The organism is Nocardioides sp. ChNu-99, assembly GCF_029493445.1.
GTDB lineage: Bacteria > Actinomycetota > Actinomycetes > Propionibacteriales > Nocardioidaceae > Nocardioides.
Map to the genome: position 1 here is coordinate 44,727 of NZ_JAHWBL010000013.1, position 24,818 is coordinate 69,544.

Genomic DNA, 24,818 nt, shown 5'->3' on the forward strand with positions numbered 1-24,818 from the left:
TGGTGGGAAGGGCACAAGGCACAGTGGGGGCGTGCTCGTCGTACTGGCCCCCGGCCAAGGCTCCCAGACCCCCGGTTTCCTCCGACCCTGGCTCGCCGACCCCACGTTCGCGACCCGCTTCGACTACCTCGCCAGCGTCGCCGACCTCGACCTCGCGCACTACGGCACCGAGGCGGACGCCGAGACCATCCGCGACACCGCGATCGCCCAGCCGCTGCTCGTCGCCGCCGGCCTCGTGGCCGCGCTCGAGCTCTTCCCCCACCCGTCCGACGCCTTCGCACGCGTGGGCGCCGTCGTCGGCCACAGCGTGGGCGAGCTCGCCGCCGCCGCCGGCGCGCGGGCGATCAGCGCCGAGCAGGCGATGGTGCTCGTGCGGGAGCGCGGCCGGGCCATGGCGGCCGCCGCCGCGGCCACGCCGACCGGCATGACGGCCGTGCTGGGCGGCCAGCGCGACGACGTGCTCGCGACGCTGGAGCGCCACGGCCTCGTCGCCGCCAACGACAACGGCCCCGGCCAGGTGGTCGCCGCCGGTACGACGGAGCAGCTCGCCGCCCTCGCCGCCGACCCGCCGACCCGCGCCCGGCTCATCCCGCTCAGCGTGGCCGGCGCGTTCCACACCCACCACATGGCCCCGGCCGTCGACCGCCTCGGTGCCCTCGCCGCCGCCGTCACGACGCACGACTCGCGCATCCCGGTGATCTCGAACCGCGACGGCCGGGTCGTCCACGACGGCCAGGACGTGCTGCGGCGCATCGTCACCCAGATCGCCAACCCCGTGCGCTGGGACCTGTGCATGGAGACGATGCTCGACCTCGGCGTCACCGGCGTGCTCGAGATGCCGCCGGCCGGCACCCTCACCGGCATCGCCAAGCGGGCCATGAAGGGCGTCGAGACGTTCGCGCTCAACACCCCCGACCAGCTCGACGACGCCCGCGCGTTCGTGCGCAAGCACGGCGAGCGCTCCCTCATCTCCACGACGCCGACGTGGCGGATGGTCGTCGCCCCGGCCAAGGGCACCTTCGAGCGCGACGAGCAGGCCGGCGCCGCCGACCTGCTCGCGCCCCACGCCACGATCGGCTCGATCGTGTCCCTGCGCGACCGCACGCCGGTCACCGCGGCCCACGGCGGGCACGTCGTCGAGTGGCTCGTGGAGGACGGCGACCTCGTCTCCCCCGGTCAGCCCCTGCTCCGCCTGCACCCCGCGGGCGCCGCCTGATGACCGGGCTCGCCCTCGAGGCCGGCTCCGGGTCCCCCCACGCGCGCATCCTCGGCGTCGGCGCCTACCGCCCGCGCCGCGTGGTGCCCAACAGCGAGGTCGTCGACGCGATCGACTCCAGCGACGAGTGGATCCAGCAGCGCAGCGGCATCCGCAGCCGCCGCTGGGCCGACGCCGACGAGACGATCGAGATGATGTCGGTCGAGGCCTCCCGGGCCGCGCTCGCGCAGGCCGGCATCGACGCCCGCCAGGTCGACTGCGTCGTGGTCGCGACCGTCAGCCACATGCTCAACCTGCCGTCGGCCGCGGCCGCCATCGCCCACCGGCTCGGCACCGACCAGGCCGCGGCGTTCGACGTCTCCGCCGCCTGCGCGGGCTTCTGCCACGGCGTGGCCCTGGCCTCCGACATGGTGCGGGCCGGCTCCGCCCGCCACGTGCTGGTCGTCGGCGTCGAGCGGCTCTCCGACATGACCGACCCGACCGACCGCGGCACCGCGTTCATCTTCGCGGACGGCGCCGGCGCCGTCGTCGTGGGCCCGTCCGAGACGCCCGCGATCGGCCCCGTCGTGTGGGGCTCCGACGGCGAGCAGTACGACCTGATCCGCCAGAAGGACGACTGGCGCGACGTGCTCGCCGCCGACGAGCCGGCCTTCCCCTTCATGACCATGCAGGGCGCCGCGGTGTTCCGGTGGGCCTCCTTCACCATGGCCAAGACGGCGCAGCAGGCCCTCGACCGGGCCGGCATCACGGTCGACGACCTCGACGTGTTCGTGCCCCACCAGGCCAACATGCGCATCACCGACGCGATGGCGCGCACGATGAAGCTGCCCGCCACGGTGCGCGTCGCCCGCGACATCGCCGAGGCGGGCAACACCTCCGCCGCCTCGGTCCCCCTCGCGCTCGAGCGCATGATCGCCGAGGGCGAGGCACGCTCCGGCGACATCGCCCTCCTCATCGCCTTCGGCGCCGGCCTGGCGTACGCCGCCCAGGTCGTCGTCCTCCCCTGAGGCGGGAGCGTCCGGTCCGCCGGCCGCTCCCGCCGGCACCACCACCCCTGCACCACCCCTGCACCAACCCCCTGCACCAACCCCCTGCACCACCCCGCGACCACGGGGACGCACCCCGCGCCCCGGTCCCGACCGAGAGGAAGCACCATGCCCAGCACCGATGAGATCCGCGCCGACCTCGCCGACATCGTCAACGAGGTCGCCGGCATCCCGGCCGACGACGTCCAGCTCGACAAGTCGTTCGTCGACGACCTCGACGTCGACTCGCTCTCCATGGTCGAGGTCGTCGTCGCCGCCGAGGAGAAGTTCGGCGTCACCATCCCCGACGACGAGGTCAAGAACCTGAAGACCGTCGGCGACGCCGTCAGCTTCATCGAGAACCGCCTCTGAGGCTCCCGCCCACCGCGCGCGTCCGCCGTACCCCCACCAGCGAAGGGAACCCCCCATGACCAGCACCCGAGTCGTCGTCACTGGACTGGGCGCCACCTCTCCCGTCGGTGGTGACGTCGCCAGCACCTGGAGCGCCCTCCTCGAGGGCCGCTCCGGGGTCCGGCAGCTCACCGAGGAGTGGGCGGAGCCGCTGGGCGCGCGCATCGCGGCCCAGGTCGCCGTCGAGCCGACGGAGGTCCTGGAGCGCGTCAAGGCCCGCCGTCTCGACCGCTCCGGCCAGCTCGCGCTGGTCGCGGCGATCGAGGCGTGGGCCGACGCCGGGTTCACGGGCCCGGCGGGCGAGGTCGACGTCGACCCCGAGCGGCTGGCCGTGGCCGTCGCCTCGGGGATCGGCGGCGTCACCACGCTGCTCTCCAACTACGACAACCTGCTCGCCGCGGGCCCCCGCCGGGTCTCGCCGCTGGCGATCCCGATGCTCATGCCGAACGGCCCCGCGGCCGCGGTGGGCCTGCGGTTCAACGCCAAGGCCGGCGTGCACACGCCCGTCTCGGCCTGCGCCTCGGGCAACGAGTCGATCGCCCTCGGCGTCGACCTCATCCGCCTGGGCCGCGCCGACGTCGTCCTCGTCGGCGGCACCGAGGCAGCGGTCCACCCGCTGCCGATGGCCGCGTTCGGCCAGATGATGGCGCTGTCGAAGCGCAACGACGACCCTGCCGGGGCCTCCCGGCCGTGGGACAAGGGCCGCGACGGCTTCGTCCTCGGCGAGGGCGCGGCGGTGCTCGTCCTCGAGTCCGCCGAGCACGCCGCCGCTCGCGGCGCGCGGGTGTACGCCGAGGTGGCCGGCGCCGCGATCACCGCCGACTCGCACGACATCGCGCAGCCCGACCCCGCCGGTCTCGGCGCGACCCGGGCGATGAAGCGCGCCCTCGTCGAGGGCGACCTGGCGGCCGGCGACGTGCTCCACATCAACGCCCACGCCACCTCGACGCCGCAGGGCGACGTGGCCGAGGCGCTCGCCATCCGCAACGCCCTCGGCGACGCGGCCGGCGGTGCCGTGGTCACCTCGACGAAGTCGATGACCGGGCACCTGCTCGGCGCCGCGGGCGCCCTGGAGTCGGTCGCGACCGTGCTGGCCCTGCACCACCGCACGGTGCCCGGCACGATCAACCTCACCGACCCCGAGGACGTCGGCCTGGACCTCGCGGACAAGACCCGCGACCTGCCGGCCGGGGACATCGCCGCGCTCAACAACTCGTTCGGCTTCGGCGGCCACAACGTCGCCATCGCCTTCCGGAGCGCCTGATGACCCCGACCGTCGCCCCTGCCACCGAGCCGGCCGCCGCACCCGTGGCCGCGGGCAGCGTCCCGCGGGCGCAGAAGCCGAAGGTGCCGCGCGAGCAGGACCCGCGCAACCCGCTGCACCGCCTCACGGCGCTGCTCGACGAGGGCTCGCTGGAGCTGCTGACGCCGGACGACCTGTCGGGCATGCTCGCCGCGACCGGCACGGTGCGCGGCACCCGCGTGGTCGCGTTCTGCTCCGACGCCACCGTCATGGGCGGCGCCATGGGCACCGACGGCTGCCAGGTCGTGATGACGGCGTACCAGCGGGCGCTGACCGACGGCGTCCCGATCATCGGGCTGTGGCACTCGGGCGGCGCCCGGCTCGCCGAGGGCGTGGCCTCGCTGCACGCCGTGGGCCGCATCTTCGCGATCATGACGCAGGCCTCGGGCCGCATCCCGCAGATCTCCGTGGTGCTCGGTCCCGCCGCGGGCGGCGCGGCGTACGGTCCCGCCCTCACCGACGTCGTCGTGCTCGGGCCCGAGGGGCGGATCTTCGTCACCGGTCCCGAGGTCGTCCGCTCCGTGACGGGCGAGGACGTCGACATGCTGCGGCTCGGCGGCCCGGAGCCGCACGGGCGCCGCTCCGGTGTCGTGCACCTCCTCGCCGACACCGAGGAGGACGCCCTCGAGCACGCGCGGGCCACCGCCTCGCTGCTCGGCGGCCAGGGCACCCTGCGCCCCGAGGACGTCGAGGACACCGACCTCGCCGACCTCCTGCCGGAGTCGCGCAAGCGGGCGTACGATGTGCACCCCCTCATCGAGGGCATCCTCGACGAGGGCACCGCGCTCGAGCTCCACCCCCGCTGGGCGCCGAACGTCGTCACCTCGCTCGGTCGCCTCGGTGGCCGCACCGTCGGCGTCGTCGCGAACAACCCGCTGCGCCTCGGCGGCTGCCTCGACTCGCTGTCGGCCGAGAAGGCGTCGCGCTTCGTGCGGCTCTGCGACGCCTTCGGCGTGCCGCTCGTGGTCGTCGTCGACGTGCCCGGCTACCTGCCCGGCGTGGGGCAGGAGTGGGACGGCGTCGTGCGCCGCGGCGCGAAGCTGCTGCACGCCTTCGCCGAGTGCGTCGTGCCCCGGGTGACGCTGGTGACCCGCAAGACGTACGGCGGCGCCTACATCGCCATGAACTCGCGCTCGCTCGGCGCGACGAGGGTGATGGCCTGGCCGGGCGCCGAGGTGGCGGTCATGGGGGCCGTCGCGGCCATCCGGATCCTGCACCGCCGCAAGCTGGCGGAGGTGCCGCCCGACATGCGCGAGCAGGTCGAGGCGGAGCTGGCCGCCGAGCACGAGCGGATCGCGGGCGGTGTCGACAAGGCCGTGGAGATCGGCGTCGTCGACGAGATCGTGGAGCCGTCCCGCACCCGCACCGCGCTCGCCGCGGCGATCGACGTCGAGGTGCAGACCTCGGGCGTGCGCCGGGGCGCGCACGGCAACATCCCGCTCTGACCCACCCACCCCGGCACGGCACCACCCCGGCACCACCCCGCACGACGAACGGCGGCCCCCGAGAGCCTCGGGAGCCGCCGTTCCGCGTCGCGGGTGGAGGGTCACACCACCTGGTGCAGCCACCTCACGGGAGCGCCGTCGCCGGCGTGGCGAAACGTCTCGAGCTCGTCGTCCCACGGCTTGCCGAGGAGGCGGTCGATCTCGTCGAGGACGTCGGCCTCCCCCAGCGCCGACTTGAGCACGGCGGCCTTCAGCCGGTCCTCGGGGATGAGGATGTCGCCGTGCACGCCGGTGACGGCGTGGAAGATGCCGAGCTCGGGGGTGGCGGAGAAGCGGCTGCCCTCGGCGCCGGAGGACGGCTCCTCGGTGATCTCGAAGCGCAGGTGCTCCCAGCCCCGGAGGGCGGAGACGACCCGAGCGGCAGAACCGACGGCGCCCGTCCACGACAGCTCGGCGCGGTAGGTGCCGGCCTGCGCGGGCTGGGGGGTCCAGTCGAGGTTCACGGGCACGCCGAGGACGCCCGCGACGGCCCACTCGACGTGCGGGCAGAGCGCGGACGGCGCTGAGTGCACGTAGAGGACGCCCCGGGTCGCGGCGCGAACGGTGCTGTGGTTGGTCATCGGATCTCCTTCGTCCTCGGCGAGCTACGCCTTCCCCAGCGGTCTCGCGTGGAGGATCGAGGTGATCGAGATGACACGTGTGTGATTGTGCGTGGTTCCGTCGGCCATTGTGGCTCAACTCGCGGCGGACCACCAGTGGCCTGCCTCACTCGACTTGACACCCGGGACCTCCCGTACGGTTAGGTGAGCCTTGCCTAATCCACTCCCAGGAGGTCTGCGTGAGCTCGGCACCCACCACCCCCGTGGTCCCCCCGTCCCCGGGCGTCGACCGGCAGCGCCCCCTCGCTGCACTCCTCGACGCGACGTCCGCCGACGACCTCGGCACCCAGCTCGACGCGACGCGCGACCTGCTCGCGCGCGCCTTCGGCAGCGTGCGCCAGCCGCTGTCCGGCGTCTCCCCCACCGAGGCCGCCGCCCTGGTGGCCGAGGTCGACCTCGACGCCCCCCTCGCGAGCACCGCGGAGGTGCTGGAGGAGGTACGGCGGGTGTACCTCGACCACGCGGTCTGGTTCCACCACCCGCACTACCAGGCCCACCTCAACTGCCCGGTCGCGCTGCCCGCGGTCATCGGCGACGTCATCGCGGTCGCCGTGAACTCCTCGCTCGACACCTGGGACCAGTCCGGCACCGCCACCCACATGGAGCGCCACCTCCTCGCGTGGACGGCCCGCCGCATCGGCCTGCCGCGGGACGCCGACGGCATCTTCACCACGGGCGGCACCCAGTCGAACCTGCAGGCGCTCCTGCTGGCGCGCGGCGAGGCCCTGGCGGGCGGCGCCGACCTGGCCGACCTGCGGATCGTGGCCTCGGCCAACGCCCACTTCTCGAGCCGCAAGGCGGCCATGGTGCTCGGGCTCGGGGAGGACGCCGTCGTGCACACGGACGTCGACGCCCAGGGCCGGCTCGACGTCGAGGACCTCGACCGCGTGCTCACCCGGCTCCGCGCCGAGGGCCGCACCGTGATGGCCGTCGTCGCGACGGCCGGCACCACCGACCTCGGCTGCATCGACCCGCTCGCCTCCGTCGCCCGCGCGTGCCGCCGGCACGGGGTGTGGTTCCACGTCGACGCGGCGTACGGCGGGGGGCTCGTCACCTCCCGTCGGCGCCGGCACCTGCTCACCGGCATCGAGCGCGCCGACTCCGTGACCGTCGACTTCCACAAGACGTTCTTCCAGCCGGTCGCGTGCAGCGCCGTGCTCGTGGCGGACCGCCGGACCCTGCGGCACGTGACGCACCACGCGGCGTACCTCAACCCCGCGAGCGACGTCGTCGACGAGATCCCCAACCAGGTCGACAAGAGCCTGCAGACGACCCGGCGCTTCGACGCGCTCAAGCTCTGGACGACGCTGCGCGCGCTCGGGCCGGACCGCATCGGCGAGCTCCTCGACACGGTCATCGACCTCGCCGCCCGCGTGCGGGAGGACCTCGTGGGCGACCCCGACTTCCGCGTGGTGCCCGACGGCGACCTGTCGACGGTGCTGTTCCGCTTCGTGGAGTCCGACGTCGACGACGACGTGCTCGACGTCGTCAACGAGAGCGCCCGGGGCCGCCTCTACGCCACGGGCCTCGGCGCCGTGGCCCGCACCCGGTACGACGGGCGCACCTGGCTCAAGCTGACGCTGCTCAACCCGGCGACGACGCTCGCCGACGTGCAGCAGGTGCTCGACCTGGTGCGCGGGCACGCCCGCGCGGCCCTCGCTCAGGGCCTCCCGCACGACCTCGTCGGCCCCCGCCCCCTCGCGGACGGGGAGGTCGCCTGATGCGCGTGCACGACGTGGTCGGCATCGGGCTCGGCCCCTTCAACCTCGGCCTGGCGTGCCTCGCGGAACCGTTGCCCGACCTCGACTGCGTCTTCCTCGAGGCCCGCAGCGAGTTCAGCTGGCACCCCGGCATGCTGCTGCCGGACGCCACGCTCCAGGTGCCGTTCCTGGCCGACCTGGTGACCCTGGCCGACCCCACCTCGCCGTTCTCGTTCCTCGCCTACCTCAAGGAGGTGGGCCGGCTCTACCCGTTCTACGTGCGCGAGTCCTTCTACCCGATGCGCCGCGAGTACGACGCGTACTGCCGCTGGGCGGCCGAGCGCCTGCGCTCGCTGGAGTTCGACCGCGCCGTCGGCTCGGTGGAGTGGGACGACACGGTCGAGGGCGGCGCCTACGCCGTCCGCAGCACCGACCCCCGCACCGGCGAGCAGCACACCCACTGGGGTCGCCACCTGGTGCTCGGCGTGGGCACGCGGCCCTACCAGCCGCCCGCGCTGCGCGACCTGGACGGACCGGCGTGGCACAGCTCGCGCTACCTCGAGGTGCGCGACGAGCTGCTGGCCCGGCCCGACGTGACCGTCGTCGGCTCGGGACAGAGCGCCGCCGAGATCTTCAGCGACCTGCTGGCGTCGGCGGACACCGACGTGCAGCTGCGGTGGGTGACGCGCTCCCCGCGGTTCTTCCCGCTGGAGTACACGAAGCTGACGCTCGAGCTGACGTCGCCGGAGTACAGCGCGCACTTCCGCTCCCTGCCGCCCGAGCGGCGCGAGCGGCTGCTGGCCTCGCAGGCGGGCCTGTACAAGGGCATCAGCGGCGACCTCGTCGACCAGGTGCACGAGCAGCTCTACCGCCGCAGCCTCACCGACGCTCGCCCGCCCCAGCTGCTCACGGCGGCCGAGGTCACCGCGTGCCGCCACGACGGCGGGCGCTACGACCTGACGCTGCACCACCAGGAGAGCGACGAGACCTTCCACCTGACGACGAGCGCCCTCGTCACCGCGACGGGCTACCGCGCGGTGGTGCCGCCGTTCCTGACCCCGGTCGCCGACCGGATCCGCTGGGACGAGCGGGGCCGTCCGGTCGCCTCGGAGCACTTCACCGTCGACCACGACGACCGCTCCGTCTTCGTGCAGAACGCGGAGCTCCACACGCACGGCTTCGTCGCTCCCGACCTCGGCATGGGCGCGTGGCGCAACTCGGTGATCCTCGCCCGGGTGCTCGGCCACGAGCCGTACCCCGTCGAGCGCCGCGTCGCTTTCCAGGAGTTCGGCGTCCCGACCGCGCGGCCGACGGAGGTGGCGCGATGACCGCCGGCCCCGACGCACCCACCGCCGCCTCCGCTGCCACCACCCCCGCGACCGGGTTCACCACCCGGCCGCTCGACCTGGAGTGCGACGTACCGCTCGTGCACGCCTGGGTGACCAACGAGCGGGCGCGCTTCTGGGGAATGCAGAACGCGTCGCTCGACGACGTGCGCCGCGAGTACGCCGCGATCGCCGCCTCCGGGCACCACCGGGCCCGCATCGGCTCGCGGGACGGCACCCCGGTCTTCCTCGTCGAGACCTACGACCCGCACCGGCACGAGCTCGCCGCCCGCACGACGCTCGCCCCGGGCGACCTCGGCATGCACTTCCTCGTGGCGCCGCCCACGGGCGCCACCGAGCGCGGCTTCACCCGCTCCGTCATCGAGGCCGTGCTCGCCGAGTGCTTCGCGGACCCGGCCGTCGGTCGGGTCGTGGTGGAGCCCGACGCCCGCAACACCGCCGTGCACGCGCTCAACGCCGCCGTCGGCTTCGAGGTGGAGGGCGAGGTGCGCCTGTCGGACAAGACGGCGCTGCTCAGCACCTGCACCCGTGCCGCCTTCGAGGGGAGGACCCGCCGATGACCGCCACCCAGCTGCGCCCGCCGGTGACCCCGGCCGTGACCGGGACCGGCACGAGCGCCGACCCGGTCGCGCACCTGACGCCCGAGCGGATGGCGCGCGCCCAGCACGACCAGGTCGCCAAGATGCTCGGCGAGCTCGCCCACGAGTGCCTCGTGGAGCCCCGCGAGGACGCCGGGCGCTGGCTCGTCGCCGGCGACGACCCGTCCGTCGTGTGGGAGTTCGCCGCCCGGCGCCTCCCCCTCGACCACTGGCAGGTCGACCCGGCGTCGGTGCGCCGCACCGTCGACGGCGCAGGCTCCCCCGTCGACGCGCAGCAGCTGGTGCTGGACCTGCAGCGCCGGCTCGGGCTGTCGGAGGCGGTGCTCCCGACGTACCTGGAGGAGATCGCGGCGACCCTGGCCGGTCGGGCCTGGAAGCTGCGCCCCGAGGCGCCCTCCTCGGCCGAGCTCGCCGACGCGGGCTTCCAGCAGCTCGAGGGCGCGATGACCGAGGGCCACCCGTGCTTCCTCGCCAACAACGGCCGGATCGGGTTCGGCGTCGACGACTACCACGCCTACGCCCCCGAGACCGCGCCGCGCGTGCACCTGGAGTGGGTCGCGGTGCGGGCCGAGCACGCGGTGTACGCCGGCGTCGCGGGCCTGGAGGACCAGCGCGTCCTGCTCGCCGATCAGCTCGACCCCGACGAGCTCGCGGCGTTCGAGCGGGTGCTGCGGGCGCGCGGTGTGGAGCCCGGCGACTACCTGCTCGTCCCGTGCCACCCCTGGCAGTGGCGCAACAAGCTGGCGGTCACCTTCGCGCCGCAGCTGGCGACGGGCGACCTCGTCCACCTGGGCACGGGGCGCGACGCGTTCCAGCCGCAGCAGTCGCTGCGCACGTTCTTCGACCTCGACCGCCCCGAGCGCCACTACGTCAAGACCGCCCTGTCGGTGCTCAACATGGGGTTCATGCGGGGGCTGTCCGCGGCGTACATGGCGGTCACCCCGGCGATCAACACCTGGGTCGACGACCTCGTGGCGGGCGACGAGGAGCTGCGCTCGCTGGGCTTCTCCGTGCTCCGCGAGGTCGCGGCGGTCGGCTACCGGCACCCGGTCCACGAGCAGCACGGGCCCTCGCCGTACCAGAAGATGCTGGCCGCGCTGTGGCGCGAGAGCCCCGTGACGCGGGTCGCGCGGGACGAGCGGCTGATGACGATGGCCGGCCTGCTGCACGTGGACGCGCAGCGCCGGTCGCTCGCGGCCGAGCTCGTCGACCGGTCGGGGCTGGAGCCGCGGGCGTGGCTGGCGACGTACCTGCGGGCCTACCTGCGCCCGGTGCTGCACTGCTTCTACGCGCACCGCCTGGTGTTCATGCCGCACGGGGAGAACCTCATCCTCGTGCTGCGCGACCACGTGCCGGTGCGGGCGCTGATGAAGGACATCGGCGAGGAGGTCGGGCTGTTCGACCTGGAGTCCGAGCTGCCCGAGGAGGTACGGAGGATCCGCGCCGACCTGCCCGAGCACCGGCAGGTGCTGGCCATCGCCTCCGACGTCCTCGACTGCTACCTGCGGTTCCTGGCCGCCGCGCTCGACGACGCCGGCACGCTCCCCGCCGCCGCGTTCTGGGCCGAGGTCGCGGCGTGCGTGGCGGGCTACCAGGCCGACCACCCGGAGCTCGCCGAGCGGTTCGCCGCGCACGACCTGTTCGCGCCGACGTTCGAACGGATGTGCATGAACCGCCTGCAGCTGCGCGACAACCAGCAGATGGTCGACATCGCGGACCCCTCGAGCGCGTTCGAGCTCGCCGACCCGCTGCCCAACCCGTTGAGCGCCCACCGGCCCGTGACCGGGTAGGCGTACTCAGGCCCTCCCCCCTCGCCCGGGGGGAGGGTCGGGGGCATGTCCGTGTCCACGCCCTCCTCCCGCCCGTCCCCGTCGGTCGCCGACCTCGTCGCCGCGACGCCTGCTGACCGCAACCGCGTGGTCGACCTCCTGCGCGGCGCCGCCATCCTCGTCGTGTGCCTCGGCCACTGGCTGATGGCGGGCGTCCACGTCGACGGGGACGGCGAGCTGCGCCGTACCGGCCTGCTCGGGATCGCCACCTGGACCCACCCGCTCACCTGGGTGCTGCAGGTCATGCCGGTCTTCTTCCTCGTCGGCGGCTACGCCAACGCCATCTCGTGGCGCGGCGCGCGGGCCCGCGGCACGACGTACGGCGGGTGGCTGCGGGCCCGGCTGCGGCGGCTCACCGTCCCGCTGCTCCCCCTCATGCTGTTCTGGGCCGTCGTGGCGCCGCTGGCCAGCGCGCTCGGCGTCAGCGGCGGCACCCTGCGGATCGCCTCCATGGCCTCGCTGGTGCCGACGTGGTTCCTCGCGGTCTACCTCCTCGTCGTCGCCCTCACCCCGCTGACGCTGGCGCTGTGGGAGCGCTGCGGCTGGTGGTCGGTGCTGGGCGGCGCGGCGGTCGCGGGCCTGGTCGACCTCGTGAGCGTGGGCGGTGACCTCCTGGCCGTCGGCTTCGTCAACTACCTGTTCGTGTGGGGCACCGTGCACCAGCTGGGCTACGCCTGGCGCGACGGCGCGCTGCCCGGCCCGGCCCAGCGGCTCGGGATCGCCGCCGTGGGGCTGGTCGGCCTGCTGCTGCTCGTCGGCCCCGGCCCGTACGGCGTGAGCATGGTCGGCGTGGGCGGCCACGGCGTCGACAACTCCTACCCGGCGCGCGTCACCCTGCTGTTCCTCGGTCTCCTGCAGGCCGGCCTGGTGACCGCGCTCGAGCCGGCGCTGGCCCGGTTCGCCGCCCGTCCCCGCGTCTGGGCGGCGACCGTGCTGGTGAACGCCCGGATCATGACGATCTACCTGTGGCACCTGACGGCGCTCGGCATCGTCGTCGGCGTCTCCCTCGCGGTCGGGGGTCTCGGCCTGCACCTGGACCCCGGGAGCGGCGCCTGGTGGGCCACCCGCCCGCTGTGGTTCGCGGTGCTGGCCGCCACCACGGCCGCACTCGTCGCGCTGCTGGGTCGCCTCGAGCAGCCCGCCCCGGACCCGCGGCCCGCTCCCCCGGCGGTGCTCCCCGTCGCCGCGCTCCTGGCGACGTGCGCCGGGCTCGCGGTCATGGCGGACCTCGGCATCGCCGCGGTCGACGGCACCGTCAACGCCTGGCTGCCGTGGGTGCCGCTGGTCGCCGCGGTCGTCCTCGGGACGGTCCGGCTCCCCACCACGTCGTCGCGTCGGGGCCGTTAGGCGCCGCGGGCGCCCCCTCGCGCCGTAGGCTTCCCCGCGGAGGGAGGCCACGTGGAGCAAGAGGACCTGTACCGCCAGGTGGTCAGTTCGTTCACGGACGGCATCGTGGTGGTCGAGCTCGACGGCACGATCCGCTACGCGAACGAGTCCTGCGGAGCCCTCCTCGGGATCGACGCGGCCGCGCTGACGGGGCGCTCGATCTCGGCGTTCCTCGACGAGGACGGCCGGGTGCACTCCGAGGCCCACCTCGAGCGCGCCGCCCGGGGCGAGCTGCTCGCCGACGAGGTCGACACCATGCTCGTGGACGTGGAGGGCCGCCCGGTCTGGGTGCGGCTGAAGCAGACGGGGCTCGTCGAGGACGGGCGACCCAGCGGCGTCATCCTCCGGCTCACGGACAACCACGAGACCAAGCAGCTGCTCGACGAGCTGGAGACGAGCCGGCGCGGCTTCGTCCAGGCCGAGCGCATCGCCCGCATCGGGAGCTGGTCGTGGGACGTGCGCACCGGCGCGGTGTGGCGCTCCGAGGGCCTGGAGGAGCTCTACGGCAGCCGCACCGACGACCTGCTGAGCCGGGACCTGGACCGCGTGCTGAGCGTGACCCACCCCGAGGACCACGCGCGGCTCGCCGAGGCGGTGCGGGCCCTGATGAACGGCGTCCGGACGCGCGTGGACGCCGAGGTGCGTCAGCTCGGCGACGAGGGCTACATGTGGGTGCGCATGCGTGCCGTCGCCCGCCACGACCCGGCCGGCACGGTCGTCAGCGTCTCGGGCACGTACCAGGACATCACCCGGTCGCGGGCCACCGAGGACGAGCTGCAGGACCTCGTCACGCAGAACTCGCTGATGCAGGCGATCACCAGTGCCGCCAACGAGGCCACGACGCTCGACGACGTGCTGGTGCACGCACAGGCCATGGTCGTGCTGCACGACGACTGGAAGCGCGGCCGCGCCTTCCTCCCCACGCCCGACGGCACGGACGTCGCCCCCCGCTACTACAGCGAGGAGGACCGCACGAGCGACCTCGCGGAGCCCGAGCTGGCCGCCCGCGAGCTGGCCACCGCCCGGGAGTGCCTGCGCACCGGCGAGCCGGTGTGGGACCCCGACGTGCAGCTGACGATCGCGTTCCCGGTCGTCCTCGGCGGCGAGCCGCTGGCGGTCATCACCATCACCTCGGACCCGCCGCTGTACCGCCACGACATGATCCGCCGCCTGGTGGAGCAGGCCGCGGTGCAGCTCTCCCGCGTGGCCGAGCGCGAGCACGCGGCCCGCGAGGTCGCGGAGGCGCGCGACCGCGCGCTCGAGGCCTCGCGCCACAAGTCGGAGTTCCTGGCCACGATGAGCCACGAGATCCGCACCCCGCTGAACGGCATCCTGGGCCTGACGGAGCTGCTCGAGCGCACCGCCCTCGGCGCCCAGCAACGCCACCTGACCTCCGGCATCGCCGTGTCGGGACGGGCCCTGCTGTCGGTCATCAACGACATCCTCGACTTCTCCAAGATCGAGGCCGGCCGCCTCGAGGTCGAGAGCGTCGACTTCGAGGTGCGCGACGTCTTCGAGCAGGTCACGGCCGTCCTCGCCGAGAGCGCCCGCGCCAAGGGGCTCGACCTGCAGGTCTCCTGCCACCCCGACGTGCCCGAGGTGCTGGCGGGCGACCCCACGCGCCTCGCCCAGGTCATCACCAACCTGGGCTCGAACGCCGTGAAGTTCACCTCGCGCGGGTCGGTCTCGATCCGGGCCACCTCGACCACGCTGGAGGACGGCGGCACCTGCCTGCGGGTCGAGGTGCGCGACACCGGCGTCGGCATCCCCGAGCAGCAGCGCGCCCACGTCTTCCAGCCGTTCACGCAGGCCGACACCTCCACCACCCGCCGCTTCGGCGGCACCGGTCTCGGCCTCGCCATCTCTGCCGAGATCGTCGAGGCCTTCGAGGGCGAGATCGGGGTGGAGAGCACCCTGGGCGAGGGCAGCACCTTCTGGTTCACCGCCCTGCTGCGCCCCCCGACCGGGAGCCGCCACGACGCGCGGCTGCGCCGTACCCGGGAGCTCCTGGGCGACCAGCACGTGCTGGTCGTGGACGACAACGTGCAGAACCGCCTCGTGCTGCGCGAGCAGCTCGGCTGGTGGCACGTCACCTCCACCGGGGTGGCCAGCGCCCACGAGGCCGTCAGCGCCCTGACCGCGGCGGCCGAGGCCAACCGCCCGTACGACGCCGTGCTCCTCGACATGGCGATGCCCGGCCGGGACGGCGCCATGCTGGCCCGCGAGCTGCGCGCGGAACCGCGCTTCGCCGACCTGCCCCTGGTGGTGCTGTCGTCGTCGGCGCCGGGCTCCGACGACCTGGAGGGCCTCGACATCGCGGAGCGCCTGACGAAGCCGGTGCAGGCACCGCAGCTGCGCGAGGTGCTGCTGCGGGTGCTGGCGGGCCGCGACGCCGGCGACGACGCCCAGCCCGACGACGCGGCGGAGGACGCCCGCGGCAAGCGCGTGCTGGTGGTGGAGGACAACGCGGTCAACCAGGTCGTCGCGCGGGGCCTGCTCACGTCGATGGGCTACCTGGTCGACACCGCCGACGACGGCCAGGAGGCGCTGGACCTGACCGCGACCGTCGCGTACGACGCCGTGCTCATGGACCTGCAGATGCCCCGCCTCGACGGGTACGCCGCGACCCGGGCGCTGCGCGAGCGGGAGCGGACGACGGGCGCCCACCGTACTCCCGTGCTGGCCATGACGGCCGCCGCGATCACCGGCGAGCGGGACAAGTGCCTGGCCGCGGGGATGGACGACTTCATCACGAAGCCCGTCGCCCCCGCCACGCTGGCGACGGCCCTCGCGCGGTGGACCTCGGCCGAGGTGCCCGCCGACGCGGAGCCCCGCGGCGACGTCGGCGCGGCAGGGCCGGCCAGCACCCACCTCGACCTCGAGCGCCTGGAGATGCTCCGGGAGCTGTCACCCGACGACAACGCCTACCTCGACCGCGTGATCGACGGGTTCGTGGCCCGCTCCCCCGACGGGCTCGCGCGGCTGCGGGCGGCGGTCGGGGCCACCGACAGCGCGCTGGTCTCGGCCGAGGCCCACAGCCTCAAGGGCACTGCCCTCAACATCGGGCTGCCCACCGTCGGGGCCCTCGCGGCCCAGCTCGAGGCGCTCGGCCGCTCGGGCGACGTCACCGGGGCCGGCGACATCCTCCTGCGCCTCGACGCGGTCGCGCTCGACGCCACGGAGGCGCTGCGGACCTACCAGGACTGGTACCGCTCGCTGCCCCGCGGGTAGCGGACTGCGCCCCAGCGCGCCGGGTACCGGCCGCCGCGCCGCCCACCCGGGCGGTGCGACGACGAGCGAGGCGGTGCACGGTGGGCGAGGTCGCAGCAGTGGTGTGGGGGGTGACCGCCGCGATCGGCGCGTTCATGTTCACGCGGACGGTCACGGGTCCCCGGACGGCCACGGGCGCGTCGCCGACGGCGCTCCCCAGCAGCCTGGTCTTCGGCCACGGCAGCCTCGCACTGGCGTCGCTGGCCGTGTGGGGCATCGCCTGGGGCTACGGCAACGAGCTGATCGCGTGGATCGGCGCAGCCGGGCTGATCGGCGTCATCGGCGGGGGCAGCCTGCTGCTCGTGAAGTGGCTGGGCGCCCGGCGCGCCCACGCCACGGGGCCGGGGAGCACGCCGTACGCCGAGGAGCAGATCCCCGTCGGTGTCGTGCTGGCCCACGGTGTCGGGGCGCTCGCCACCGTCGTGCTGGTCGTCGCGGCCAACCTGGCCCTGTGACGTGCCTGTGAGGGGCCCGCTCGGCCCGGGGCCGCTTGGGAACGTCCGGGCGAGCCGGTAGCGTCGTCGCATGGAATCGAACACGCGTACGAACGACGACCAGAACGAGCCCGAGGTGCTGGGATCCGAGACAGCCGACCCGTCGGCGACCGTGAAGGACCCGTCCGACTGGGTGACGGGCGACCAGCCGGCCACCGGCGCGCAGAAGAGCTACCTCGACACGCTCGCGCGCGAGGCCGGCGAGACGATCCCCGCCGAGGGCCTCACCAAGGCCGAGGCCTCCGAGCACATCGACCGGCTGCAGGACGAGGACGGGACCGCGGGCGACGCCTGACGCCCGCCGCCGCGCGGCGGTCGCCGCGCCGGTAGGCTCACCGCGCCCCGGGTGACCCAGGGGCCACCCGGGGCGGTAGCTCAGTCGGTCAGAGCAGAGGACTCATAATCCTTGGGTCGTGGGTTCGAGCCCCACCCGCCCTACGCAGTCTGAGCAGGTCATATAGACGCCGATCTATCTGATGCCGTTAGCCATTACGTAGGCCATTGGCAGATTCGTGCCGAGTAGGTAGCCAGAACGAACCGAGGAGGTTGTCGGTGCCCCCGCGTACGGTCCCCGGCATGGACACCCAGCTCGCACCTGGGATCTCCGACGAGCAGCGCGCCATGCTCGAGCTCGAGGGGACCCGCTTCAAGTTCGCAGGCCGCAAGGACACCGTCATCCGCGAGATGTTCGGCCTCTCCCCCGCGCAGTTCGCGCAGAAGATCAACTGGCTGCTCGACCAGCCGGACGCACTGAGGTGGGACCCCGTGCTGGTGAACCGCCTTCGCCGGCTCCGGGACGCCCGCGCCGCCGGGCGCCGCGGCTCGACCTGGCCCGGCCGCCGGTAGATCACCGACGACCGAGCCACCCGGCACGCCAGCGGGTGTCGTGCCGGGTCAGGCGGCGCCGGCGATGTACGCGGCGACGATGTGCACGGCGTGCCGGTCGAGGTTGCCGCGGGCACGGTCGTAGCGCGTGGTGATCCTCGGGTCGGAGTGGCGGGCCGCGATCTGCACGTCGCGCAGCGGCGCGCCGGCGTCCAGCGCGGCGGTGATGAACGAGTGGCGCAGCACGTGGGGGTGGACGGGCTTCCTGATCCCGGCCTTTTTCGCGATCGCGCGGGTCATGCGGGCCGCGGAGTGCCGGTCGAGCGGCGTGACGCCGTCGAGGCGGTGCAGCAGCGGCCCGAGGTCGCGGCCCTCGGCGGCGGCGTCGAGGGCGCGGAAGATCGGCGGGGGCAGCGGGATCGTGGCGGGCTTCTTCCCCTTCCCCACGACGCGCAGCACGCGGTGGTCGCGCTCGTAGTCCTGGAAGTCGTGGATCTGCACGGCGCACGCCTCCGAGACGCGCAGGCCGAGGAGCCCCAGCAGGGTCGCGAGGGCGGCGTGGTTGGGGCTCATGGTGCGGGCGGTCGCGATGAACGAGCCGAGTTCGATGCGTGACAGGCCGACGATCTTGACGTCGTCGTACCAGACCTTCGGGGTGCGGACGTACTCGGCGGGGCTGGTGGGGATGACGCCGTCGACGGCGAGGAGCCGGTAGAACATCTTGAGGGTTCCGAGCGTGCCGGCCACCGACGCGGGGGCGTTGCCGCGGACCTCTTCGAGGTGGCGTCCGTAGAGCTCGAGCAGCGGGCGGGTGACGCCAGTGATGGGGTCGACGCCGTGCTGGTCGCACCAGCCGAGGAACAGGCGCATGCGGATGCCGTACAGGTCGCGGGTGCCGCCCGAGTAGCGGGCGAGGAACTGCGCCACGTAGAGGTGGGTGGTGCTCTGGGTGGGCGCGATGAGGGTAGCGTCAGCCACGGTCTTCTCTCCTGGTTGCGTCAGGTTGAGGGGGCAAGGCCCTCGGCTGGTGCTCCAACACCACCGGGGGCCGTCTTTACTTAGCGGGACCGGAGGCTACCCCCGGCCGCCTGACGTGCGTCAACCCCTCGGGCCCAGGGTGGGGTGTCGGCAGTGCGGCGTACCGTCTCGGCGCATGGTCCCCCGGATGCAGCACGCGTGGGTCGACCCCACGGCGCGCTGGGGCATCGACACCGCCCGACACGGGCTGCTGATGATGTGGGACCACCGCGCCGACGGCTGGTACGGGTTCGTGCTGTGGGTCGAGGTCGGTGCCCGGGCGCACGGTGGGTCGCCCCGGAGCAAGCTGGACTGGCTCCCGGCGGCGTGCATCCGGGCGGTCGACGGTCCGACGGCGCCGACGGACTTCTCGTGGGTGAAGCCGATGGGCACCGGGGATGACGACTGACTTCCCGCGTCGAGGGGGCTCAGCGCTCGAGCGAGAAGTCGCGTAGCGCAGGGCTGGTCGGGGTGGTGGACTGCCGTGCGGTACTGGCGTAGGCCGTGAACGGCACGGGGGCCGGGCTAGTGGCCGTCGCGGGAGATGGCGTTGTGATGGTCATCGTGCTGGTGCCGGATGCCGTCTGCGCGAAGTCCGCCGTGATCTGCGGGGCCGGAACCGTCTGACCGCCTGTGATCTCTCGCGTTCCGATGAACCGAACGCCCCTGCCTGAGGCGGTGAAATCGAATGCGACGTACGCCCACCCGTTCAGGTTGCCGGACCCGCCCGTCGCTTGCTCCGAATCCGCTTCGATGGTGATGGTCAGGGTGACCATGACCGGCGTGGTCCCAAGGTTGGTGACCGTGCCCGTCACTGTCACGTCGTCCGGGTTCCGCGTCGACACGAGCGTGCCGGTGACGACCGTCGCGACAGATGCTGCGTAGGCGGGGGCCGCGGCGGCCACGGCGACGGCGGGGGCCGTCCATGCGGTGGCGCGGAGGACGGTGCGGCGAGACGGCGTCGAGGTCACGGACGGCACGGTCCCACGTACGAGGTCGCTGTGTCCCGGGAACGACGAAGGGGTTTCCAGAAACGACCAGCGGGCGCCCATCCGGACGCCCGCTGGCATGTTCAGGTGGGGAAGCTATGAACTTCGCCTATCACCAACAACCCTTGGCTGTGAGAGCTTGGAGACTCTCAGTCGCTCGGCTCGAAACCCATCGGTTTCCACCGAGGGGGGAGCTCAGAGGCCATCGCCTCACACCCCCCACATGCGCAAGAGTGCTACACCTAGGGCGACGAATCAAGCCCGGCTGGACCCGCTCTTGCGGTGACGAGGAACATGTGTCGGCTCGGCCGTCAAGGTCTGGATACGGATGCGGCGTGCCTGACGGTCGTCGAACGATCCGACGCCGAAGGCCGCACCCAACCGAAGCGCGAAGCGGGACTTCGGGCTGTCACCTAGCGGACCGGCTGGGTCGAAGCGCTGGTAGCGGATAGACCCGGCAACTAGATCTGCAACCTGCATGAGGTCGTTGGTCTTCGAGTCGAGCGACACGACCGATGTTGCCCGCTGCCCCCGCAATTGACTATTGATCTTCCGCTTGACCAGGGCCCCCATCGACACACCTAGCGGAGTCGAGATTCCGTCCATGAAGACGGCGCCCACCTCGTTCGCATTCATGGCTGTGCATACGAGCTGGCTCACCACGGTGGCTTGCCCTACCCAGTGCTCCTTACCCCGGAACGGGTTCCACCGGTGCGCGTCTAGGACGGCGCCAAGAAGGTGGGCGTCACTGCCCTCGAGCACGTCGATGATGGCGTGGAAGCGAGGGAGGTTCCGCTCGGTGATGGCGTTGAACTTCAGCTCCCCCTCGTACCCGTGATGCTCTCGGACTACCTGGAGGGAGCGCTGTAGATCATCGGGGTGACGGGTCTTGATGCCGGCGATCACGAACCCCTTGTGTGCCGAGCCCCGGGAACCGCTGTCGTCCAGCCAGAAGCTCGCTGTCTGGACGTGCGGAGGCAGCCCGCGGAAGCGGGACGGAGGCGGGGTATCGACCACAAAGAGACAGCCTGACAGATTGCTCCGACGTTGTGGCCCGTCCTCCCCCGTAGACCAGAACGGGTCGCCCAGGTGTACGAGATGCGACAAGCCCCCGTCATCCCCTGCGTGAGGGGATGACGGGGGCGCTGGTGGCCGACCGGGTCAGTGGTCGGGCGGGGCCTCGACGTACGTGGTCATGTGCTCGGTGCTGACCTCGACGACGGGCGCGCCAGTCGGGAGCGTCGACGCGGGGCCGGCCTCGGGTAGCCCCTTGCCGGGCTTCTGCTGGACCACGACCTCGGACGCGGGCACGAGCAGGAAGCGGAGCAGCGCCATCAGGGCGCCGGCGAGCGTGACGATGGCACCGATGACCTCCGGGGTGATGGGCAGTCCGAGGGCGACGGCGAGACCGAAGAGGGCGACGAGCACGCCGGTGACGAGGGCGGGCTCGCGGACGAGGCGCTCGAGCGGGGACGGGTTGCGGTCCTCCGCGCGGTGCTCGCCCATCAGGCGCGCTCGATGACGGCGTCGAGGTCGGCGGCGAGCCGCTCGAGGTCGGCCTTCACGGACGGGTCCGCGGTGGCCGCGGCGGCGGCGAGCTGGGCGCGCAGCACGGTGAGGCTCTCCTCCTGGCGCTGGGCGGCGGGCATGAGGTAGCCGATCCACCGCTGGATGGTGGGGATGGCCTTGGCGACGCCGCGGACGAGGCCGTGGGTCTCCTCGACGGGCTTCATCAGCTTGAGCATGCGCTCGTCGAGACGCCGCAGCATGGCGTCCTGGTCGGGGGTCATGTCGTCCTCCTCGGTGGTGGGGGTGGTGCCGTGCTGGGCGCGGGCCCAGGCGATGCCCTCGCGCCAGGTGCGGAGGGTGCGGGGCTGGGCGGTCTCGCGGCGGCCGCGGCCGCCCTTGCCGAGGCCGTTGAACCCGGCGAGGTAGGCCGCGACCTGGTAGCGCGCCGGCGCGTTGTGGGGGCAGCCGTTGAGCACGCCGTGGGTGTGGGGCTTGAAGCCCTGCGCGCGGGTGCGGATCCAGGCAGCGGCACCCATCTCGATCGCCAGCTCGACGAGCTTCTGGATCGTCTCCCAGATGTCGAACGCGCCGCCGCGCTCGTGAGTGCCGCCGGACGCGTCGGCGTCGCCGGTCAGCTGGGTGATGTCGAGCTCGCCGGTGATGAGGCCGAGGCGCTGGGCGGCGGCCTCGAACTCGGGGAGCCACTGCGCAAGGCAGGTGCACGCGACGCGGCCGCGGAAGGTGGTGAAGCCGGCGGTCTTCGCGGTGACGGCCATCAGGCGGCACCGACGTCGACGCGCTTGGTGAAGCGGCGCTTGCGCCCGAGACGGCGAGCGACGGCGACCGGGTACTTGCCGCGGCCGTCGCCGCGCACGCGCGCCGCGCACATCAGACAGCAGCCCCTCCACCGGCGGTGAGGAGAGTGGGCCATGACGGTCCTCCTGGAAGTGGGTTGGGAGCGGGGTCAGCGGTGCTGCGTAGGTCGGGCCCCGCAGCGGACGCACACGCGGTAGGGCCATCCGGGCATGGACGCCCACCGGATCTCGATGCGGTGCCCGAGGAGGGCGCACACCTTGCGGGCAAGGCGCCGGCGGCGGAGGTGGCTGCGGTCAGGTGGGCGCATGGCGGGCCTCCGTGCCGGGGACGGGGAGCGGCCGCCCGGGGAGGGCCGGGCGGCCGTGGAGGTGGGGGGTGCGGGACTGACCGTGCAGATTGCATGGGTGTGCGGCTACAGGGCGGAGTCGTCGGCGACGCGCTTCCACGCTGCGCCGTCGCTGTAGACCAGGCCCGAGCCGGTGACGAAGGCGACGGCGCCGGCGGTGGCGGTGGCGGCGGCGGGGAGAGCCGCGACGTTGGCGTAGACCTTGAGGCGGGCGAAGTTGTCGATGTCCGCGCCGGGGTGGTTGACGGTCTCGCCCTTGAACTTCTTCCCGGCCTGGAGGGTGAAGTCGCTCCGGTGCTGCCACGTGCGGCCGGTGTGCGCGGCCGTGTAGACGTCGCCGCTGGGACCGACGAGCACGAACGGGCCGGTCGTCGGGAACGGCCACGCAGCGGTCCCGTCGTAGTACCCGAGGATCATCGCCGCCTGCGCCGGCGAAGCCAGCCCGAATCGCTGGCGGGCGCTCCACGTCTGCGCCGCGTCCGGGTCGACGGGGCTCTTGCCCTGCCACCCCTGGAACAGCGCCTCGAAGACGGCCTTGGCGTAGTCCCAGTTGCCGCGGTCGGACGGGTGGTACTGCGGGGTCCCGGCGGCCTCGTTCGCCATGAGCCCGAGCGCGAGCGCCTCGGTGTAGGTGCCCCACCGCTCGCGCATGTGGAGCAGCGCGACGTCCTCCTCGTCGGCCAGTTCGTAGAGCGCCTGGTCGTAGGGCTCGATGCTCGTCCCGACCGGGGAGATGAAGGGACCCGCGGCGGGGTTGGTCGCGATCTCGAGGACGTCGCCGGTCAGCCGGGCCGCCTGGATGAGGGTGCGGTGCCCGGCCTTGTAGGTGGCGACCGGCGTGGGCCCGTTGCCCCAGTCGTTCATCTCGAGGGCCGCGATGACGAGGTCGGGGGCGGCGGCCTTGAGCAGCTCCAGCGGGGAGCCGGGGCCGCTGTAGGTGCCGGAGGTGAAGTTGGCGATCTTCTGTCCGGCCATCGCGGCCTTGATGATGCGGTAGCCGCCGGTGGTGCCCCGGCGGAACTCGGCGTCGACGAGGGACATGCGCGTTGTGTCGTTGGCCTTCGTGATCACCAGGGTGTGCGTGCCGAGCGCGGGCGTCAGGACCACCTCTCCCACCGCCTCCGCACCGGCGGCGTCGACGGTGACGGGAGCGCCGCCGTCGAGGCTGTAGGTGAACGTGCCGGCGTCGGGCGTCTTCAGGTAGCGCAGGCTGACGCGGGAGCCGTAGCCGGTGAGGGTGCGGGTCGCGCTGGGGTCGACCGTGGTCGCCATCTGGCCGCCGACCCAGCCCTTGCCGGCGAGCCGGCCCCACGTCCCGGTCTGGGTGTAGCGGTCGTCCTGGCCCGGGAGGTCCATGAAGGTGATGAGCTGGGAGAACGCGCCCTCGCGGCGCTCGATCATGGCCTGGAAGCGCGCCAGCCACCCGTTCACGTTGAACGGGGCGGCGAGCGTGTTCTGCACGATGGAGTCGCCGGGCACCACGATGGTCACGGGGGCACCACCCGCGGCAGCGCGCGCCTGCGCGGCACGGAAGCGGCGCAGGGACGAGCCCGTCACGTTGTAGAACTGGCCGCGCGCTCCGGCGGCCCGCTTCGCGACAGGCCCAACGATCGGCGCGACTGTGGCAGATAGTTCGCGTGCGGTGGCCGACTCGGGGTCCGCGATCCGGGCGGCCATGACCTCGTCGGTCGTGGTCCCGCCGGCGGCCGCAGCTGCAGCGGCCTGCTCGGCGAGCGCGGCGGCCTCGGCCGCGGCGTCACGCGCCGCCTCGATCTCGGCTGCCGTGACGTCCGCGCCCGGGCCGCTGGGGCCACGCGGCCCGGCCGGCCCGGTGTCGCCCTTGCGGCCGCTGATGACGTCGAGGTCGATGGTGCCGTCGACACGGGTGATCTCCACGAACATGGCGGGGCTCCTCAGACGCTCTCGACGGTCATGGTGCTGAGCAGGCCGCCCCACGCGACCGCGACGATCACGGGGGTGGCGGCCGTGTCCCTGACGAGCAGCCGCCACGGGTAGACGCCCGGCGGGATGTCGGTCTGCTCGGCGGGTGCGACGGGCTCGAACTCCCCGACGCCGGCCGTGACGGTGAGGGGCACGAGGTAGGTGTCGCCCTCGGGGTCGGCGGGGTCGACGAGGCCGCCCTCGAACTCGATGCCCGGGGCGGTGAAGTCGACGAGGTTGCCGGCGTCGTCGCGGACGTTGGTGACGGGGCCGACCCGCCAGGTGGTCCCTGCGTGCGCGAAGCCCCGGACGGCGTAGCCGACGATGGCTGATCGGTTGGCGAGGTCTGCGAGTCCAGACACGTGGGTCTCCTACTCCGAGGGGGGTGGGTCGGGGGTGGGGTCCGGGTCGGGGAGGGGGCCGCAGGTGACGGTCTGGGTGGTGCCGTCGGTGAAGGTGAAGACGAACGTGCCGGTTCCGGCGGCGCAGTCGACGGCGGTCACTCCCCTGCCGTCGACGCCGGAGGGGCCCTGGGGCCCGGTTGCGCCCGGCGCGCCCGCGGCGCCGGGGTCGCCCTGGGGTCCGGCGGGGCCTGGTTCGCCCTGCGGGCCTGTGCCGCCAGCGTCCCCCGCTGCTCCGGCCGCCCCGGGCTCGCCAGCGGCGCCGGCCGAGCCGTCCTCCCCCGCGGCGCC

At 73.5% G+C, this 24,818-nt stretch carries 23 protein-coding genes, 1 tRNA gene and 1 pseudogene; 16 read left to right on the forward strand and 9 right to left on the reverse strand.

Translation table 11 applies throughout. From position 1 onward, the window contains the following. Positions 1-31 precede the first annotated feature (31 nt). The 5 genes from KK617_RS06675 to KK617_RS06695 all read left to right on the forward strand — a co-directional run bounded on the left by KK617_RS06675 (position 32) and on the right by KK617_RS06695 (position 5,400). Positions 32-1,216 (forward strand): acyltransferase domain-containing protein, encoded by a 1,185-nt coding sequence (locus KK617_RS06675; RefSeq protein WP_277498923.1) that lies wholly within the window; start codon positions 32-34, stop codon positions 1,214-1,216. Then, the gene (locus tag KK617_RS06680; protein WP_277498924.1) at positions 1,216-2,223 is read left to right on the forward strand and encodes a beta-ketoacyl-ACP synthase III; all 1,008 of its coding nucleotides are present in this window, start codon (positions 1,216-1,218) and stop codon (positions 2,221-2,223) included. The genes KK617_RS06675 and KK617_RS06680 overlap by 1 nt, the downstream gene beginning before the upstream one ends. 147 nt (positions 2,224-2,370) lie before the next feature. Continuing rightward, on the forward strand, positions 2,371-2,613 hold the full coding sequence (locus tag KK617_RS06685; RefSeq protein WP_277498925.1) for an acyl carrier protein: 243 nt from the start codon (positions 2,371-2,373) through the stop codon (positions 2,611-2,613). Positions 2,614-2,668: 55 nt separating this feature from the next. Next, entirely contained in the window at positions 2,669-3,916 is a 1,248-nt protein-coding gene (locus KK617_RS06690) for a beta-ketoacyl-ACP synthase II (protein WP_277498935.1), read from the forward strand. After that, entirely contained in the window at positions 3,916-5,400 is a 1,485-nt protein-coding gene (locus KK617_RS06695; protein WP_277498936.1) for a carboxyl transferase domain-containing protein, read from the forward strand. Before KK617_RS06690 ends, KK617_RS06695 begins: the two co-directional genes overlap by 1 nt. Positions 5,401-5,501: 101 nt before the next feature. Here the strand turns inward: KK617_RS06695 and KK617_RS06700 are convergent, their stop codons facing one another. Further along, on the reverse strand, positions 5,502-6,020 hold the full coding sequence (locus KK617_RS06700) for a DUF3145 domain-containing protein (protein WP_277498939.1): 519 nt from the start codon (positions 6,018-6,020) through the stop codon (positions 5,502-5,504). 218 nt (positions 6,021-6,238) lie between these two features. Between KK617_RS06700 and KK617_RS06705 the strand changes: the two genes are divergently transcribed. From KK617_RS06705 to KK617_RS06750, 10 genes are all read left to right on the forward strand, one after another. Then, a complete protein-coding gene (locus KK617_RS06705) occupies positions 6,239-7,780 on the forward strand; it encodes an aminotransferase class V-fold PLP-dependent enzyme (protein WP_277498941.1) in 1,542 nt (513 codons plus the stop codon). Further along, positions 7,780-9,087, forward strand: a complete 1,308-nt coding sequence (locus tag KK617_RS06710; RefSeq protein WP_277498943.1) for a SidA/IucD/PvdA family monooxygenase — start codon at positions 7,780-7,782, stop codon at positions 9,085-9,087. The genes KK617_RS06705 and KK617_RS06710 overlap by 1 nt, the downstream gene beginning before the upstream one ends. Then, positions 9,084-9,665 carry a GNAT family N-acetyltransferase gene (locus tag KK617_RS06715; RefSeq protein ID WP_277498944.1) on the forward strand — a complete coding sequence of 194 codons (582 nt, stop codon included), beginning with the start codon at positions 9,084-9,086 and terminating at the stop codon, positions 9,663-9,665. Before KK617_RS06710 ends, KK617_RS06715 begins: the two co-directional genes overlap by 4 nt. Beyond that, entirely contained in the window at positions 9,662-11,494 is a 1,833-nt protein-coding gene (locus tag KK617_RS06720; RefSeq protein WP_277498947.1) for an IucA/IucC family siderophore biosynthesis protein, read from the forward strand. Before KK617_RS06715 ends, KK617_RS06720 begins: the two co-directional genes overlap by 4 nt. Before the next feature lie 45 nt (positions 11,495-11,539). Further along, complete coding sequence (locus KK617_RS06725) at positions 11,540-12,880, forward strand: acyltransferase (protein WP_277498948.1); 1,341 nt, start codon at positions 11,540-11,542, stop codon at positions 12,878-12,880. A gap of 51 nt (positions 12,881-12,931) precedes the next feature. Further along, the gene (locus KK617_RS06730; protein ID WP_277498950.1) at positions 12,932-16,150 is read left to right on the forward strand and encodes a PAS domain-containing hybrid sensor histidine kinase/response regulator; all 3,219 of its coding nucleotides are present in this window, start codon (positions 12,932-12,934) and stop codon (positions 16,148-16,150) included. Between the two features lie 80 nt (positions 16,151-16,230). Continuing rightward, the gene (locus KK617_RS06735) at positions 16,231-16,644 is read left to right on the forward strand and encodes a hypothetical protein (protein ID WP_277498953.1); all 414 of its coding nucleotides are present in this window, start codon (positions 16,231-16,233) and stop codon (positions 16,642-16,644) included. Between the two features lie 70 nt (positions 16,645-16,714). Then, a complete protein-coding gene (locus KK617_RS06740; protein ID WP_277498955.1) occupies positions 16,715-16,978 on the forward strand; it encodes a DUF3072 domain-containing protein in 264 nt (87 codons plus the stop codon). Positions 16,979-17,047: 69 nt separating this feature from the next. Beyond that, a tRNA-Ile gene (locus KK617_RS06745) sits at positions 17,048-17,121 on the forward strand. A gap of 138 nt (positions 17,122-17,259) precedes the next feature. After that, positions 17,260-17,529, forward strand: coding sequence for a DUF3263 domain-containing protein (locus KK617_RS06750; RefSeq protein ID WP_277498956.1), 270 nt, complete (start codon positions 17,260-17,262; stop codon positions 17,527-17,529). A gap of 48 nt (positions 17,530-17,577) precedes the next feature. Here the strand turns inward: KK617_RS06750 and KK617_RS06755 are convergent, their stop codons facing one another. Next, positions 17,578-18,486, reverse strand: coding sequence for a tyrosine-type recombinase/integrase (locus KK617_RS06755; RefSeq protein WP_277498958.1), 909 nt, complete (start codon positions 18,484-18,486; stop codon positions 17,578-17,580). 175 nt (positions 18,487-18,661) lie between these two features. Between KK617_RS06755 and KK617_RS06760 the strand changes: the two genes are divergently transcribed. Next, positions 18,662-18,934, forward strand: coding sequence for a hypothetical protein (locus KK617_RS06760; RefSeq protein WP_277498961.1), 273 nt, complete (start codon positions 18,662-18,664; stop codon positions 18,932-18,934). A gap of 19 nt (positions 18,935-18,953) precedes the next feature. Here KK617_RS06760 and KK617_RS06765 read toward each other — a convergent pair whose 3' ends face one another. From KK617_RS06765 to KK617_RS06795, 7 genes and pseudogenes are all read right to left on the reverse strand, one after another. Then, complete coding sequence (locus KK617_RS06765; RefSeq protein ID WP_277498963.1) at positions 18,954-19,496, reverse strand: hypothetical protein; 543 nt, start codon at positions 19,494-19,496, stop codon at positions 18,954-18,956. Positions 19,497-19,769: 273 nt separating this feature from the next. Continuing rightward, complete coding sequence (locus tag KK617_RS06770) at positions 19,770-20,531, reverse strand: DUF3800 domain-containing protein (RefSeq protein ID WP_277498965.1); 762 nt, start codon at positions 20,529-20,531, stop codon at positions 19,770-19,772. 144 nt (positions 20,532-20,675) lie between these two features. Next, the gene (locus KK617_RS06775) at positions 20,676-21,020 is read right to left on the reverse strand and encodes a hypothetical protein (RefSeq protein ID WP_277498967.1); all 345 of its coding nucleotides are present in this window, start codon (positions 21,018-21,020) and stop codon (positions 20,676-20,678) included. Next, complete coding sequence (locus KK617_RS06780; RefSeq protein ID WP_277498968.1) at positions 21,020-21,799, reverse strand: hypothetical protein; 780 nt, start codon at positions 21,797-21,799, stop codon at positions 21,020-21,022. The genes KK617_RS06775 and KK617_RS06780 overlap by 1 nt, the downstream gene beginning before the upstream one ends. Before the next feature lie 452 nt (positions 21,800-22,251). Beyond that, positions 22,252-24,087 carry an SGNH/GDSL hydrolase family protein gene (locus tag KK617_RS06785; RefSeq protein ID WP_277498970.1) on the reverse strand — a complete coding sequence of 612 codons (1,836 nt, stop codon included), beginning with the start codon at positions 24,085-24,087 and terminating at the stop codon, positions 22,252-22,254. An 11-nt stretch (positions 24,088-24,098) separates the two neighbouring features. Continuing rightward, complete coding sequence (locus KK617_RS06790) at positions 24,099-24,488, reverse strand: hypothetical protein (RefSeq protein ID WP_277498972.1); 390 nt, start codon at positions 24,486-24,488, stop codon at positions 24,099-24,101. Between the two features lie 9 nt (positions 24,489-24,497). Further along, positions 24,498-24,818: pseudogene (locus tag KK617_RS06795) on the reverse strand (collagen-like protein); the annotation flags it as partial.